This window comes from Hymenobacter convexus (assembly GCF_030580955.1).
Classification (GTDB): Bacteria; Bacteroidota; Bacteroidia; order Cytophagales; family Hymenobacteraceae; genus Hymenobacter.
On record NZ_JAUQON010000004.1, the window covers coordinates 217,308 to 233,236 of the forward strand.

At 61.5% G+C, this 15,929-nt stretch carries 14 protein-coding genes; 9 read left to right on the plus strand and 5 right to left on the minus strand.

What is annotated here, in order from left to right:
• Positions 1–61 precede the first annotated feature (61 nt).
• Together Q4S41_RS10155 and Q4S41_RS10160 are read left to right on the plus strand one after the other, a co-directional pair.
• Positions 62–883, plus strand: a complete 822-nt coding sequence (locus Q4S41_RS10155; protein ID WP_305030996.1) for a transporter — start codon at positions 62–64, stop codon at positions 881–883.
• 126 nt (positions 884–1,009) lie between these two features.
• Entirely contained in the window at positions 1,010–1,465 is a 456-nt protein-coding gene (locus tag Q4S41_RS10160; protein ID WP_305030997.1) for an META domain-containing protein, read from the plus strand.
• Here Q4S41_RS10160 and Q4S41_RS10165 read toward each other — a convergent pair.
• The 3 genes from Q4S41_RS10165 to Q4S41_RS10175 form a co-directional block, all read right to left on the minus strand.
• The gene (locus Q4S41_RS10165) at positions 1,462–2,802 is read right to left on the minus strand and encodes a M20/M25/M40 family metallo-hydrolase (protein WP_305030998.1); all 1,341 of its coding nucleotides are present in this window, start codon (positions 2,800–2,802) and stop codon (positions 1,462–1,464) included. The two genes, Q4S41_RS10160 and Q4S41_RS10165, sit on opposite strands and share 4 nt — an antisense overlap.
• A gap of 72 nt (positions 2,803–2,874) precedes the next feature.
• Complete coding sequence (locus Q4S41_RS10170; RefSeq protein WP_305030999.1) at positions 2,875–3,774, minus strand: hypothetical protein; 900 nt, start codon at positions 3,772–3,774, stop codon at positions 2,875–2,877.
• 183 nt (positions 3,775–3,957) lie between these two features.
• Positions 3,958–7,398 (minus strand): pyruvate carboxylase, encoded by a 3,441-nt coding sequence (locus Q4S41_RS10175; RefSeq protein ID WP_305031000.1) that lies wholly within the window; start codon positions 7,396–7,398, stop codon positions 3,958–3,960.
• Positions 7,399–7,692: 294 nt separating this feature from the next.
• Here Q4S41_RS10175 and Q4S41_RS10180 point away from each other — a divergent pair, with 294 nt between their 5' ends.
• The 7 genes from Q4S41_RS10180 to Q4S41_RS10210 all read left to right on the plus strand — a co-directional run bounded on the left by Q4S41_RS10180 (position 7,693) and on the right by Q4S41_RS10210 (position 14,071).
• Positions 7,693–8,409 (plus strand): SDR family NAD(P)-dependent oxidoreductase, encoded by a 717-nt coding sequence (locus Q4S41_RS10180; RefSeq protein WP_305031001.1) that lies wholly within the window; start codon positions 7,693–7,695, stop codon positions 8,407–8,409.
• A 98-nt stretch (positions 8,410–8,507) separates the two neighbouring features.
• Positions 8,508–9,833, plus strand: coding sequence for a cryptochrome/photolyase family protein (locus Q4S41_RS10185; RefSeq protein WP_305031002.1), 1,326 nt, complete (start codon positions 8,508–8,510; stop codon positions 9,831–9,833).
• Between the two features lie 70 nt (positions 9,834–9,903).
• Positions 9,904–10,533 (plus strand): TetR family transcriptional regulator C-terminal domain-containing protein, encoded by a 630-nt coding sequence (locus Q4S41_RS10190; protein ID WP_305031003.1) that lies wholly within the window; start codon positions 9,904–9,906, stop codon positions 10,531–10,533.
• A 156-nt stretch (positions 10,534–10,689) separates the two neighbouring features.
• A complete protein-coding gene (locus Q4S41_RS10195; protein WP_305031004.1) occupies positions 10,690–12,000 on the plus strand; it encodes an ABC1 kinase family protein in 1,311 nt (436 codons plus the stop codon).
• Between the two features lie 33 nt (positions 12,001–12,033).
• Positions 12,034–12,579 carry a hypothetical protein gene (locus Q4S41_RS10200; RefSeq protein ID WP_305031005.1) on the plus strand — a complete coding sequence of 182 codons (546 nt, stop codon included), beginning with the start codon at positions 12,034–12,036 and terminating at the stop codon, positions 12,577–12,579.
• Positions 12,580–12,619: 40 nt separating this feature from the next.
• A complete protein-coding gene (locus Q4S41_RS10205; protein WP_305031006.1) occupies positions 12,620–13,492 on the plus strand; it encodes a dienelactone hydrolase family protein in 873 nt (290 codons plus the stop codon).
• Positions 13,493–13,600: 108 nt separating this feature from the next.
• The gene (locus tag Q4S41_RS10210) at positions 13,601–14,071 is read left to right on the plus strand and encodes an Mpo1 family 2-hydroxy fatty acid dioxygenase (protein WP_305031007.1); all 471 of its coding nucleotides are present in this window, start codon (positions 13,601–13,603) and stop codon (positions 14,069–14,071) included.
• Positions 14,072–14,112: 41 nt separating this feature from the next.
• Here the strand turns inward: Q4S41_RS10210 and Q4S41_RS10215 are convergent, their stop codons facing one another.
• Positions 14,113–14,529, minus strand: a complete 417-nt coding sequence (locus Q4S41_RS10215) for a hypothetical protein (protein ID WP_305031008.1) — start codon at positions 14,527–14,529, stop codon at positions 14,113–14,115.
• Positions 14,530–14,621: 92 nt separating this feature from the next.
• Positions 14,622–15,905, minus strand: coding sequence for a helix-turn-helix domain-containing protein (locus Q4S41_RS10220; protein ID WP_305031009.1), 1,284 nt, complete (start codon positions 15,903–15,905; stop codon positions 14,622–14,624).
• Between the last annotated feature and the right edge of the window lie 24 nt (positions 15,906–15,929).

Genomic DNA, 15,929 nt, shown 5'->3' on the forward strand with positions numbered 1-15,929 from the left:
GAAAATTAGTCAAAATACAACCAAAAATGAACCTTGCCGTAGCCGGACGGGTCTGGGTAGCATGCGAAAGACCACTCTGCTGGCCGCCGCCGCCCTGCTGGGCAGCCCCGGACTCACCCTGGCCCAAAACACCGCCGAGGAAAACAACCCCAACGTGGACGCCCCCTTCGTGCGGAACATTCGCGCCGACCGTCCCGGCCAAACCATCACGGCCCAGGTGCTCCAGCCCGGCCGCGTGCAGCTCGAAACGGGCTTCCAGCGGCAATTTGGCGGCACGAGCCTCGCCCAAAGCCTGAGCGCCGGCACGTTGCGCATCGGTTTCTTCAACAGCATGGAGCTGCGCGTGACGCAGGGCTACTTCCACAACGGCCCCACCGTCCTCACCGAGGCCGGGGCCGTGGAAGCCCGCGGCTATGCGCCGGTGGTAGTGGGCACCAAGCTCATGCTTTCGCCCAACTACGATACCCGCACCCAGGTAGCCATTCTGGTGGAAGCGGCCGTGCCCAACACGGGCAGCGCCGGCCTGCGCAGCAGCACCTGGGCCCCCGGTGGCCGCCTGCTTGTGAGCGAGCAGATTGGTGAGCGCTACGGCCTGGAAGCCAACTTCGGCTTCAGCCAGCGCGGCGTCACGGCCAAAGACATTTCCAACGGCCAGTTCCTGGGCACGCTGGCCCTCAACGGGCCCCTCACCGACAAAACCGGCTTTTTTGTAGAAGCCTACGGCGGCGGCCGTTCCAACCTGAGCACCGGTACCACCACGGGCCTCTACTGGCGCCCCATCCCCCAGATGCGGGTTGATGTGACGGCTGGCCAGGCCATTAGCGGCCTCGCGGCGGGCACCTCCACGGTGGGTGCGGGCCTCACTTTCAAGCTCGGGCAGTAATACCAACGGGTTGCTTGCTGCACTATCCATCCAAAAAGCCTGCGCCGCAACGCAGGCTTTTTGCGTTAAAGGTTCATTCAAGTAGGTTAACATCTTTAACCGGCCGAAGCTTTACAAGCCCTGATTATGCGTCTTCCCTTTCTGATTCTGCCGTTCCTGGCCGCTGCGTGCAGCACCCGTCCCGCGCCGGAAACTCCAGCCAGCCCTCCCCCGGCCTCCCGCGCCGTGCCCGACGCCCAGCTGCGCGAAACCCGCTGGGTGCTCCGCCAGCTGGCCGGCCAGCCCGTGGCGGTACCCGCCGATACCCGCGAAGCCTACCTCACCCTCCGCGCCGACGGCACGGCCGAGGGCAACGGCAGCTGCAACCGCTTTCGAGGGAGCTTTTTCAGCGAGAAGCCCGGCGAGCTCACCTTCACCCCCCTGATGAGCACGCGTATGAGCTGCCCGGCCATTGCCACGGAAAATGCTTTTACGGGCGCGATGGCTCAGGCCCGTAGCTACCGCATCAGCGGCGACACCCTTCGGGTGCTCGATGCCAATGGCGCGGCCGTGGCCCGGTTGGAGGCGGTGTATTTGCACTAGCGCTTGTCGTCGGTGAGGGGCGGGATACGTGTGGGCGTCTGCTTGCCCGCCACAATGCCGCTGGCGCTCTGCGCAATGGCTTGGATAACGGCCGTCATGTTGGTCAGGTCCAGGGTTTCTACTTCGTCGTCTACGCTATGATAGAGGCCGTCGGTCGGAATCTGGTCGGTGCTGATGGTGTGGGCCGGCACGCCGAGGCGGGCCAGAGTAGCATTATCCGAGCGGTAGAACAGGTTTTGCTCTGGGTACGGGTCCGGTTCGAATTTGAATTTGCTGCCGGCGAGGTTGGCTTGCAGCAGCTTGCCGAAATCGGACCGCTCGTAGCCGGTGATGAAGGCGGTATTGGGGCCGAACTTGGCTTCCTTGCCAATCATCTCAATGTTGAACATGGCCGCGACCTGGTGCGGGTCGAGCTGCTTGGAGAAAAATTGCGAGCCGAACCCGCCTACTTCCTCGGCCGCGAAAGCCACGAAGATGAGCGGGCGGGCGTTATCGTTTTTCTTCTTGAAATATTCGGCCAGGGCCACCACGGCCGTCGTGCCGCTGGCATCGTCGTCGGCTCCGTTGGCGATAGAGTCGCCGGCGGGCGAGGGCTTGAGGTAGCCGAGGTGGTCGTAGTGCCCCGAAAACACCACGTTTTCCTTGGCGCGCTTCGGGTCGTGGCCGGGCAGCATGCCCACCACATTGCGCAGCTCCACCGGCTGCGACACGCTGCTGGCGCTGATGCGGTAGGTGAGCGCCGCCGGCTTGGGTCCCAGCACAAATACCGTCGAAAAGGGTTTCGGTGCCTCGGCGCTGGTAGAGCCTTTGGCCGCGTACGCCGCTAGCTGGCGGAATATTTTGGTATGCGCCGTATCGACGAACACAAGGGTGTTGGCCGTGGGATGGATGTAGGAGAACATCTTGCCGCGCTCGGCCGGCTCGGGGCCGATGCTGACGATGGCCGGCGGCTGGGCATCCTCGCTGGTCCAGCGCAGCGTGGGCTGGCCGGAAATGGCCACCGCCTGCGCCGACCCCTGCGTTTGGTCGTTGATGACGGCCGCCACCGGGCTGGTCAGGCCCTGGTACACGGTGAGGGTTTGCTCGAAACCAGTTTTGCCCGGCAGCGGCTTCAAGCCAATGCGCTTGAACTCGGCGGCCAGAAACTGGGCGGCTTTCAGGCCGCCGGGCTGGCCGGTGCCCCGGCCCTGCATGTCGTCGGCGGCCAGCGCGGTTACGACCCGCGTCACGGTGGCCGACGATACGGTGGTGGCTTTGGGCGCAGGTTTGGCAGCTTTTTTCTGAGCGGCGGCGGGCAGCGCGGTTAGCAGGGCGCCGAGGAGAAGGAGGTTTTTCATAGAAATAATTTAGCGCAATAAGCTGCAAAGTTGAAGAGCTGCGGTGGTAAAAATCCAGAGGGCGGGCCGTCGTTACTTGCCAGCAGCCTGCGCAAAGTCTTTCAGATTGCCCTTGGTCACCACGTTGCCGCTTTTCAGGCCCATGCCGCCTACCGACATGGCCAGCATGGCGCCATCGACGGGGTCCATAATGACGAGGGCCGTCATGTTGCCCGTCACGGGCAGAATCCGGACGCAGGCGTAGCGGGCGTCGGCGTCGTTGACGGCGGATTCGATGGTTTCGCGCGGCACTAGCTGAAAGGCAAATGGATACGCCTGCTTGATGTCGGCCGCGCTAAGCTTGCCGTTCATTTCGGCTTCGTCGAGCAGCAGGGTTTTGCTCCGCAGGCGCTTGCCGTGCTCGGCCATCAGGTCTTTGTTGCTTTTGCCAGCGGCGCGCTCTTCCAGCTGGGACTGCAAAATTTTCAGGCTAAAAACCACGTCGCTCGTGCGCACCACACCCGGCGCCAAATACACCGGTGCGATGGTGCGCTCCGAGCCGTTGCTGATGATATTCAGCAAAAAAGCCGTTTTCGATTCCGAAGTATAAATGGCACCACCGCGGGCCGCGCCCCCGCTGAGGTGCTCCAGCACCGTAAAATTGTCGTGCTTAAACACCCCGTGGCGGTAGGCTTTGTCCTTCACCAGCACCGCCAGTTCGGCCTCGTGCCGGAACTCCACGGAGGGCGAAAAGTGCCAGATTTTCGGCGCCAGCTCCTCAATCAGGACGTTGTAGTTCTTCACAAACGATTTGTAGGCTTCCAACTCGCCTGGTTTTTTGGCCAGCTTTTTCAGCTTGTCCGGTTCTTCGTCTTTGAGCACGACGATGAGGGACTGGTTTTTCAGGATAGCCAAAGATTCGTCGGACTGCGCCCGGGCAACCAGGCCACTGGCACTGAGCACGGCCGTGAACAGCAGAAAAAGCTTTCTCATAAGGGAACCAACACCTGGCTAAGGATGAAATAAGGCTGCAATAACGGGCACCCGCGCGCAAAAAAGCGGGCCCGCCCAACGCCTCCGCGAAGGCCTTGGGCGTGCCCGCTTGCGGCGGCCGTTTCTCCCCAGAATAGCCGGCCTGCGGCCCGGCTGCAAATGGCGCGGGCCGCAGGCCGGCGGTTAGCTCAGCGTCAGCACCAGGTCATCGGCGCTCACGCGGGTGCCTTCGGGCAGCACCACGTCGGCCACGGTCAGGTCCTGCGGGGCGGTGATGGTGGTTTCCATCTTCATGGCCTCGATGACGAAGAGGGGGGTGTTTTTGGGGGCGGCCTGGCCGGGTTTCACCAGCACTTTACTCAGCATACCCTGTAGCGGCGCGCCCACCTGGCGCGGGTTGGCTTTGTCAACTTTGGCGTTGCTGACTTTGGTGACTTCCACCGACTGGTCGCGCACCTGCAGGTTGCGGGTTTGGCCGTTGAGGGTGAAGAAGATGGTGCGGCAGCCTTCCTCATTGATATCGCCCACCGACTCCAGACGTACGATAACCGACTTGCCCCGGGCAATTTCGATGATGGTTTCCTCGCCCGATTTCAGGCCGTAGAAGAACGTGGAAGTAGGCACCTTGCTCACGTTGCCGAACTTCTGGCGGAAGGCCCAATACTCTTCGAAAACCTTCGGATAGAGCAGCGAGGAGAGCATATCGGTGAACTTCGCGCCGGGGAATTTCTCCTGGAAAGCAGGCCATTCCGTATCGAAATCAATCGGGGCCAAGTGCTCGTTGGGTCGGTCGGTAAAAGGTGTTTCGTTCTTGAGAATCAGCTTCTGCAGCTCGGCCGGCCAGCCGCCTTCGGGCTGGCCGATGTCGCCCCGGAACAGTTCGCGCACCGATTCGGGGAAATTCAGACCTTCGCCCTTTTCCATCACGTCCTGGGGCGTGAGGTTGTTCGAAACCATGAACAGGGCCATATCCCCCACCACTTTGGAGCTGGGCGTCACCTTCACAATGTCGCCGAACATCATATTTACATCGGCAAATCGCTGCTTCACTTCCTCGAATTTGTCGAGCAAGCCCAGTGAGGCCGCCTGCGGACGCAGGTTGGAATACTGCCCGCCGGGAATCTCGTGCTGGAACACCTCGGACGTACCGGCCTTCAGGCCCGACTCGAACGGGTAGTACATCTCGCGCACGGCTTCCCAGTAGTTGCTGAACTCGTTGAGCGAATGCTGGTCGAACTCGCGGTGGCGCGGCGTACCCCGGAACATCTCGACCACCGAGTTGAAGTTGGGCTGCGAGGTGAGGCCCGAGAGCGAGCCAATAGCCACGTCGATGACGTTGACGCCGGCTTCCACGGCTTTGGCGTAGGTAGCAGGCTGGAGCGAGGACGTGTCGTGGGTGTGTAGGTGAATGGGAATTTTCACCGTATCGCGCAGGCCCTGAATCAGTTCTGTTGCGGCGTAGGGCTTCAGCAAGCCCGCCATATCCTTGATGCACAGAATGTGGGCGCCGGCATCTTCGAGCTGCTTGGCCAGCTTGAGGTAGTAGTCGAGGGTGTATTTGGTACGGTTCGGGTCCATGATGTCCCCGGTGTAGCAAATGCTGGCCTCGGCCAGGCGGGTGGTTTTGTTGCGCACGAAACCGATGCAGGACTCCAGCCCTTTCATCCAGTTCAATGAGTCGAAAATGCGGAATACATCTACGCCCGTTTCGGCGGCCTGCTGCACGAAGCACTCAATCAGGTTGTCCGGGTAAGCCTTGTACCCCACGCCATTGGCGCCGCGGATGAGCATTTGCAGGAGGATGTTCGGAATGGCCTCGCGCAGCTTGGCGAGGCGCTCCCATGGGTCTTCGTGCAGGAAGCGCAGGGCCACATCGAAGGTGGCGCCGCCCCAGACTTCGAGCGAAAACGTCTGGGGGTGCTGCTGGGCGTAGGCGCGGGCCACTTTCAGCATGTCCCAGGTCCGCATGCGGGTGGCCAGCAAGCTCTGGTGGGCGTCGCGCAGGGTGGTGTCGGTGTAGTGAATGAGCGGCTCGTTGCGCAGCCACTCGGCAAATTTCTCGGGGCCCAGCTCATCCAGCTTTTGCTTGGTGCCGGGGGCGGGCTCGGTGTGGTCGAAGTGCGGGATATGCGGGCGGCGCGGGTTGGCGCGGGGGTCGAGCAGGTTTCGCACGTCGGGGTTGCCGTTCACTACCGTCTCGCCGATGAAGCCGAGCAGGCGCGTGGCCCGGTCCTGCCGGTTCTCGAACTTGAACAGCTCGGGGTGGTCCTTGATGAAGTCGACGGTGGCGTGGCCGGTCTGGAATTCCTCATTGCCGACGATATTTTTCAGGAACGGGATGTTTGTGCGCACCCCGCGCACCCGAAATTCGTCCAGCGCGCGCAGCATTTTCTGGGCCGCGCCGTGCAGCGTGGGCGCGTGGGCCGAGATTTTGACCAGCATCGAATCAAAAAACGGCGAGATAATCGCCCCCTGGTACACCGAGCCCTCGTCGAGCCGGATGCCGAAGCCGCCGGCCGTGCGGTAGGCCACGATGGTGCCGTAGTCGGGCTTGAAGTCGTTTTCGGGGTTCTCGGTCGTCACGCGGCACTGCACCGCAAAGCCGGCGCGCAGCGGCACCACATCGGGCCCGAGGCCAATTTCGGGGTCGCTGAGCTTGTAGTTGGCCGCGATGTAGAGTTGGGTTTTGATGAGGTCGATGCCCGTAATCATCTCGGTCACGGTATGCTCGACCTGGATGCGCGGGTTCACTTCGATGAAGTAAATCCGGTCCTGCTCGGGGTTTACCAGGAATTCCACGGTGCCCACGTTGTCGTAGCCCACGGCCCGGCCGATGCGCAGGGCGTACTCATATAAGAGGTGGCGCTGGTGGTCGGGCAGGTTCATGGCCGGGGCCACTTCCACCACTTTCTGGAAGCGGCGCTGCACCGAGCAGTCGCGCTCGTACAGGTGCACGAGGTTTCCGTGGTGGTCGCCCACCAGCTGCACCTCGATGTGTTTGGGCCGCTCCACGAACTTCTCCAGAAACACCGTGTCGTCACCGAAAGCATTCTTGGCCTCATTGCGGGCCTCAAAAAAGCCTTTTTCCAGCTGCTCATCGTCGCGGATGATGCGCATGCCGCGCCCGCCGCCGCCGGCCGCCGCCTTCAGCATCACGGGGTAGCCAATGCGCTGGGCCTCGGTTTTGGCGGTTTCGAAGTCGACCAGGTCGGCTTCGCTGCTTTCAATCTGGGGCACCTGGCAGCGCAGGGCCACTTCTTTGGCGCGCACCTTGTCGCCGAGGGCTTCCATCACTTCGGGCCGGGGGCCGACGAAGATGATGCCTTCCTCGGCGCAGCGGCGCGAGAGGGTCGCATTCTCCGAAAGGAAGCCGTAGCCGGGGTGAATGGCGTTGGCACCGTTCTCTTTGGCGATGCGGATGACGCCTTCGATGTCCAGATACGGCTTCAGTGGCTCGTCGTCCCGGCCAATCTGGTAGGCTTCGTCGGCCTTGTAGCGGTGCTGTGAGTACCGGTCCTCGAAGGTGTAAATGGCCACCGTCGGGATGTTGAGCTCATTGGCGGCGCGCATCACGCGAATCGCAATTTCGCCACGGTTGGCGACTAGGAGTTTAGTTATGTTCATAGAAGCTGGTGGGGTGATAGGCGCGCTTACGGCGAATGTAGGCGAAAGGCTGCTGCGCGCCTACTTTCCAGGCATTTTGATTCGGCTATATTCTAAAAAAATCAGCTCAAAAAGTATAGAGACGCGACACTTCGCGTCTCGGCGTTGAACCATGATGGGCAAAGGGTGCGGCACCGGAGACGTGAAGTGTCGCGTCTCTACAGCGGCCAAAGCCCTGCTGTGAATGGCCCAAAACCTTCGGACAGTGGGCGCGTTGTGCAGGGACACTTCACGTACCGTTTCGCTCACTCCCGCATGGATTTTACCGACAAAAACATTCTGCTCATCGGCGCCTCCTCGGGCATTGGACTGGCCACCGCGAAGCTCCTCAGCAACCTCAAAGTCAACTTATTCACCGCCTCGCGCCACCTCTCGCCGGAGCTGGAAACCCTGGGTACCACGCACTTCACCTACGACGCCACCCAACCCGTGGGCACCGCTTTTGATGCCCTGCCCGACGTGCTGCACGGCGTGGCCTACTTCCCTGGCAGCATCAAGCTACGGCCGTTTGAGCGCATTCCCACGGAGGATTTCCAGGCTGATTTCGACCTGAATGTGCTGGGCGCGGTACGCGTCATCCAGGCCACCATCAAGCGGCTGAAAAAGGCGGAGGGCACGGCCTCCATCGTGCTGTTCAGCACCGTGGCGGCCGATACGGGCATGAGTTTCCACGCCAGCATCGCCACCGCCAAGGCGGCCGTGGAGGGCCTCACCCGCGCCCTGGCCGCCGAATACGCGGCCAGCGGCGTGCGCGTGAACTGCATCGCGCCCTCGCTCACCAACACGCCCCTGGCAGCCGCCCTGCTCAACTCGCCCGAGAAGATAGAAGCCGGCGGCAAGCGCCACCCCTTGCAGCGCATCGGCCAGCCCGAGGATTTGGCCTATACGGCCTCCTTCCTGCTCTCCGACCACAGCGCCTTTGTGACGGGCCAGGTACTGGCCGTGGACGGTGGCATGGGAAAATTGAAGTAAGGGGGTTTAGTTGTCAGTTGCTCGTTGTCAGTCGTTAGGCCAAATGACTGTCAACTGAGCCTAACAACTGACAACGAGCAACTGACAACTAACCAAGCATGAAAATCTGCATTTTCTGGCACCGGCGCGACCTGCGCATTCACGACAACGCGGGCCTGGCGGCGGCGCTGACCAGCGGCCTGCCGGTGCTGCCGCTGTTCATTTACGATAAGGATATTCTGGACCATCTGCCCGATAAGGCCGATGCCCGGCTCACTTTTATTTATGATGAAGTGGAAAAGCTGGCCCAGCAAACCGAGGCGGCCGGCGGCACCTTCCTGGCCCGCTACGGGCAGCCGCTGGCGGTGCTGGAGCAACTGGTGAAGGATTTCGACGTGGCGGCCGTGCACACCAACGAGGACTACGAACCGTACGCTACCCAACGCGATACCACCGTGGCCGAGCTGCTGAAGAAACACAGCGTCGAGTTCCATACCTATAAAGACCAGGTTATTTTCGCCAAAGACGAAATCATGACCAAATCGGGCACGGTGCCCAAGGTGTTCGGGGCGTATTTGAAAGCCTACACGGCCAGGCTAACAGATGAGCTGCTGGAGCCGCGCGACTCCAAAAAAACCTTCAAAAAGGAGCACCTGCACCACGTTTCCAAAGAAAAATCCGGCGTCCGGCCCACACTCAAAAGCATGGGTTTTGAACGCAAGGAGCAATACTTCCCTCCTACCAGGCTGCCCGCCGACAGCATCGTGCGCAACTACCACAAAACCCGCGACACGCCCGCCGACGAGCACGGCAGCACCCGCGAGTCGTTGAACCTGCGCTTCGGCACCCTCAGTGTGCGCGAGGTAATGAAGCAGGCCAAAGAACTAAATCCGAAGCTACTGGCCGAAATTATCTGGCGCGATTTCTTCATGATGCTGCTCTGGCATTTCCCGAAAACGGCCACCGAGAGCTACGACCCCAAAATGCGGCACATCCCCTACCGCAACAACCAGGACGAATTCCAGGCTTGGTGCGAGGGCCGCACCGGCTACCCGCTGGTAGATGCCGGCATGCGCCAGCTCAACGAAACCGGCTACCTGCCCAACCGCGTGCGCATGACCGTGGCGGGCTTTCTGGTGAAGCACCTATTCATCGACTGGCGCTGGGGCGAACGGTATTTCGCCGATAAGCTCCTCGACTACGACATGGCTAACAACGTGGGCAACTGGCAATGGATGGCCGGCACCGGCACCATTTCCGCCCCCTGGTTCCGGGTGTACAGCCCCGAAAGCCAGCAGGCACAAGTCGACCCCAAGATGAAGTATATCCGGCGCTGGGTACCTGAAGTGGGCACAGCGAAGTATCCCAAGCCGATTGTGGAGCACAAATTTGCCCGGGAGCGGGCCGTAGAAGCCATTCGAGCGGCGCGCATTGCGGCTAGCTAAGGCCATAATATCATTGGGTTTTACTGCCATTGCAGCCGAACCGTAGGCCCTTCGCCGCGGTTATACCGGCATGGAAAAGGACCGAATCAAACAAGCCTATCTCGACTTCGTGCTCAACGAAGGCCAGCCGCCGCAATCGGTGTTCAAGCTCACCCAGCAGCTGGGCCTGGCCGAAGCGGAGTTTTACCAGAGCTACCCCAATTTCGAAGCCATCGACCGCGAAATCTGGGCTGATTTTGGCCGACAGGCGCGCGAAACTGCCGCCGCCGAGCCCGTGTGGGAAGGCTACGGCAGCCGCGAAAAGTTGCTGGCGTTTTACTACACGCTGCTCGAAATTCTCAAAAGCAACCGCTCCTATGCGCTGATGAGCCTGCGGCGCTCGCTGCACCGCATCCCGGCGCTGTCGCCGCGCGTGCTCGACGACTTTCGGCAGGATTTTGAATACTTCGTGGGTGATATCCTGCGCGACGGCCGCGTGAGCGGCGAAATCGCCAACCGCCCGCTGGTGCAGGACGGCTACCCGCGCTTCTTCTGGCAACAGGCGCTATTTGTGCTCGGTTACTTCGCCAAAGATGACACTGTGAATTTTGAGCGCACCGACGCCGCCGTGGAAAAAGCCGTGACGCTGAGCTTCGACCTGGTGGGCCGCAATACGCTGGATTCGGCCGTGGATTTCGTGCGTTTTTTGGTAAGGCGGTAATTCCAAGTCTGTCATGCAGAGCATTCTGCGAATCAAGCAGAGTCGAAGCATCTCGCATGCTTCAGGCACGCATCTAATTATCGACTGCGCGCGAGATGCTTCGACTCTGCTTGATTCGCAGAATGCTCTGCATGACGTTCTATGTTAGCTGAATAAATGTCCGAAGAACCACAAAATTCTCTGCCGACCACCAAGGTGGCCCGTGCTGCCCGCTTTGCCAAAACTGGCTTTAACGTGGGTACTAACTACATTAAGCACTACGCCAAAAAGGCCGTCGGGGCCGAGTCGACCACCGAAGACCTGCACGCGGCCAACGCCGCCGAGCTTTATGGCACGCTGAGCGAGATGAAAGGCTCGGTGCTGAAAGTGGCCCAGATGCTGGCGATGGAAAAAAACATGCTGCCCTCGGCCTACGCCGACCAGTTTGCCAAAGCCCAGTATTCGACGCCACCGCTGTCGGGCCCACTGGTAACCAAGGCCTTTCGCGACGCCTTTGGCAAGTCGCCGTACCAGTTGTTTGATGCGTTTGAGCCCGAGGCGCGGCAGGCAGCCAGCATCGGGCAGGTACATTTTGCGCAGAAAGATGGCAAGGCGCTGGCCGTGAAGGTGCAATACCCCGGCGTGGCCGATAGTATCAAGTCCGACATCCGGCTGGTGAAACCCATCGCCCTGCGCGTGATGGGCCTCAACGAAGCCCAGGTGCGCCCTTACCTGGAGGAAGTGGAAACCCGCCTGCTGGAAGAAACCGACTATAAGCTGGAGCTGCGGCGCGGCCAGGAAATTGCGGCCCAGTGCCAGGCGCTGCCGCATCTGGAGTTTCCGGACTACTACCCGGAGTATTCCACGGCCCGTATCCTGACCATGGACTGGCTCGGCGGGCAGCACCTGAAGGAGTTTCTGGCCACCAACCCCAGCCAGGAGGTACGCAACCAGATTGGCCAGGCGCTGTGGGACTTCTACCAGTTCCAGTTCAACACGCTGCACCGCCTGCACGCCGACCCGCACCCCGGCAATTTCCTCATGCGCGCCGACCACGGTGGCACCCTCGGCGTACTCGATTTCGGCTGCGTAAAAGAGGTGCCCGCCGATGTGTACCAGCTCTTTACCGCCCTGCTTGCCCCCGAAACCATCGCCGACGAAGCCCGCCTCACGGCTCTGCTCACCCAGGCCGGCGTGCTGCGCCCCACCGATGCGCCCGCCATGCAGGCGCTCTACCTGCGCACCATGCAGGCCTCGCTGGAACTGGTGGGCCGCCCTTTCCGGCAGCCGACTTTCAACTTTGGCGACCCGGCCTACATGGCCGCCCTCTACGCCCTCGGCGACGACCTGATGGCCGACCCCGAACTGCGCAAGCAGCGCGAGCCACGCGGCTCCGAACACTTTATCTACCTCAACCGGACGTATGTGGGCCTTTTTGCGCTGCTCACGGAACTGGGGGCTACCATCGATACCGGCGTTGTAAAGTAGCGTGGCAGCACTCGTGCGCACTACTTTGCACCCATGAACCTGCGAACCGAGCTGCTGCGCGAACATTCGGCCCGCCAAACCCGGCGGCTGACGGACTACGCCTGTGCCCACCCCAAGGCCCTGGCCGAGTTGCTCCAGCTGTTCTGGTACGGCGAGCCGCGCGAGCGCCAGCTCGCCGCCGATGTGCTGGGCTGGACCGGCGAACGCCGCTCCAAGTGGCTGGTGCCGCACTTACCGGGCTTGCTGGCCGCCCTGCAAGGCGGGGCCGGGCAGCACCCGGCCGAGCGGCGGGGCGTGCTGCGGGCCCTGCAGTTTGTGGAAGTGCCGGAAGAATGGCAGGCCCTCGCCTTCGATACCTGCCTGCGGCTATTGACGACGCCAGCCGAGCCCATAGCTGTGAAAGCATACGCCCTGAGTGCTGCCACGCGCCTGGCCCTGCCCTACCCGGAGCTGGCCGCCGAAGTGCTGGCCGCCGCCGAAACGCTGCTGAGCGTCAGCACGTCGGCCGCGCTGCACGGCCGGGCCGCCCGCGAATTGCCAAAACTTCGCAACCTTGTGCGGGAAGGTTTGCCGAATTAGCTGTTGCGGTTGCTCATCCGTTTCAATTTTCATCAAATCCATGAAAAAACTACTTACCCTGAGCGCCGCGCTGCTGAGCCTGACGTTTTCGGCTTCGGCCCAGAAGATGGCCAGCTGCTGCGCCCGGCCCGCCGGTAACCTGTCGGCGTCGGCCACGGAGGCCTTCGCCATGCTAGCGGCCGATAAAGATTTTTCGGGCGGCCACGACGCGCCCCTGCCCTATGTGTACGAAGGCGCGGGCAAAGACATCACCTTCAAAACCCCCGACGGCAGCACCGGCAAAGGCTTCGAAATCAAGAGCGCCAAGTCGAGCAACAAGTACCTCATCGTGATTCACGAGTGGTGGGGTCTCAACGACTACATCAAGAAGGAGGCCGCTACGTTTGCCGCCGAGCTGCCCGGCGTCAACGTCATTGCCGTGGATTTGTACGACGGCAAAGTGGCCACCACGCCCGAAGACGCCGGCAAATACATGGGCGAAGTGAAAACCGAGCGCGCTACGGCCATCCTCAAAGGCGTGCAGGCCTACGCCGGCCCCAAGGCCCAATTCGCCAGCATCGGCTGGTGCTTTGGTGGCGGCTGGAGCCTGCAGGAGGCCTTGCTCGGCGGCAAGCAAACGGTGGGTTGCGTAATGTATTACGGCATGCCTGAGAAAGACGTGGCCAAACTCAAAACCCTGAATACTGACGTGTTGGGCATTTTTGCAGCCCAGGACAAGTGGATTAACCCCGAGGTGGTAGCCCAGTTCAAAAAGGATATGTCCTCGGCTGGCAAAAGCCTCACCGTGGAGAGCTACGACGCCGACCACGCCTTTGCCAACCCGTCCAACCCCAAATACAAGAAGGACGACGCTGCCAAGGCCCATGCCCACGCGCTAGCTTACCTGCGCGGCCGGTTTAAAGTGAAAGCCTAGGTCCTGTTTCCGTTGCGTTTTTAAAAAGCCTTCCCCGTCCGGGAAGGCTTTTTTCGTTGCTAATTTGTTGGTCCTAACTTCTCTCCCACTCCAATTCCCACCATTGCCATGGCTACCCTTTCTGCCTTGCTCGCTGAATATGGCGAAAGCCACCAGAACCCCACCAACAAGCTGGTCCATTGGGTGTGCGTGCCGCTGATTATGTTTTCGCTGATTGGCCTGCTGTGGTCAATTCCGGTGCCCATACCCGTGCGGGGCATCAGCTATCTATTCAACTGGGGCAACTTGGTGATGCTGCTGGCGCTGGTGTACTACGTGCGCCTGAGCCCGCGGCTGGCGCTGGGCATGGTGTTCGTGTGGGCCGCTATGGCAGTGGTATTGAGCTTGGTGGTTGATTACTCAGCCTTGCCCTTGTGGGCCGTCTGCCTCATCGTTTTCGCAATGGCCTGGGTGGGGCAGTTCTGGGGGCACAAGGTGGAAGGCAAAAAGCCCAGCTTCCTGAAAGACCTGCAGTTTTTGCTGATTGGGCCGCTGTGGCTGCTGCACTTTGTGTACCGCCGGCTGGGTTGGGGCTATTAGCCGCGCTAAACAATCGGGCTGATAGTGCCCGCCGACGGCTGCTACTTCACCGCCGCGCCGGAAGCCGACACCGGCTCGTAGGTCATGGCCAGTTGCTTGGTATCGCCGGACACGGTGAGGTCGAGTTCCGCTTGTTTGGGGCTGGGGTTGAGCAGCACGGCCGTGGAGCCTTCGGCAAACCGAAGCACGCCGCGCTGCCCCGGTGCCAGTGTGGTTTTGCCAAAAATACCGCCGCCCCGGGGCCGCTCCCGAATCTCGACAGGCACCGGCCCCACATTGTGCGCCACCACCCGGAAAGCCCCCGGCTGCCCACCGCCCAGAATGAACTGCTTGCCCGCCTCAATGAGCAGGTGCGAATGAATGGTGCCTGCCAGGCTGAGCAGCGGCAACGACACGGACAGCACAAGGCCCACCAGCCGGATGCGTTGGCCCTTTGGCAATTGAAACAGGTTTTTCATGGAGCTTGGGGGTTATTGGTTGAAATGATGCCCCAAAATTCCTCCTTCTGACGAGGGCCCGCGCTTCAATTTATGGCTTGGGCCATCCCGGCTTATGATTTGGGCCGACTTACTTCTCCCGGCGTCCGGCCCGTGAGCTTTTTGAAGACCCGATTAAAGGTGGATTTTGAATTAAAGCCCGACTCTAACGCAATGCCTACCAGCGAGTAATGCGCCATACGAGGGTCTTGCAGCTTACGTTCGGCCTCGGCCACGCGGTAGCTGTTCACGAAGTCGTTGAAGTTCTGACCGCAGCCGGTGTTGATGACGTGCGAGAGCAGTGAAGTATTGGTGTGCAGCCGGTGGGCCAGCTCGGCCAGGGTTAATTCGGACTCCAGCCAAGGTTGCTCGTTGACCATCAGGGCCAGGAGCTTCTCCCGCCACGGATGCAATTCGGGCGCCAGGGCAGCGGCTGGCTCCCTGATGGGCGGCGCCACACTTGGCCGTGGGGCTTCCGCTACGGCAGGTGCCTCGGTAGCTGCGGCTATGGCTTCGGGCATTGCCGCCACACCGGCTTCCGACACTGACGGGAGCGGCGCTATTCCAGCTGCTTCCGGTTCGAAGCGCAGTGGCGTGACGGCGGCGAAATTGGCTTGCAGGCCCACAATGCTCAGGTAATAAATCAGGGCGCCGTTGGCGAAGTAGGCGTACCAATAGTCGCCGTAGCCCAGCGGACCAAATGCCCGGTTAATTACCTCAAAGCTCAGCCACAATGCCAAGCCCAGCAGCGCGGCCACCAGCAAATCGCGCAGCCCCCGAAACCGCAGCCGCGCCGTATCGGAAAAGTTGTCGTCGAGGTAGCGGCGGTAGCGGCGGAAAAGCCGCAGTGTGGCCAGGCCGTAGCCCAGCATCAGCGCATAGCCGAGCCAGCCAGCGGGCGCGCTCAGCCAGTCCAGCCAGTTGGCGGCCACGCCCTTGGTACCGAAGTGGAACGGCAGCGCCCGGCCGTGCAGCGCGCGGCTCCAAACCAAATCGTAGAGCGCTGCTCCCGCGTACAGCCCCCCCGGCGCCAGGTGCAGCCAGTGCTTGCGCAACTCAAATTCCTGGTTGGTGAGGCTGCGGAAATAGAGGTAGAACACCGGGCCCCAGGCCAGCCACAACTGCCAGGGCACATAAAACATCAGCGTAGAGTGCCCGTCGTGGCTGTCGTACCAGCCCGCGAAGCCCAGCATCCACTGCGTCACGGGCAACACATTCAGCAGCAGCAGGGCGGCCAGCAGGCCGTCGGTGAGGGTGCCGTGGCGCACGGCTCGGCCCAGCAAGTGGACGGCCAGCACCGCGCCCGGCACCACAAACGGCAAAAGCAGCGCGCTGTGCGCATTGAACTGGAAGAACACAGCGCGAAGCTACGCACTGCCGCC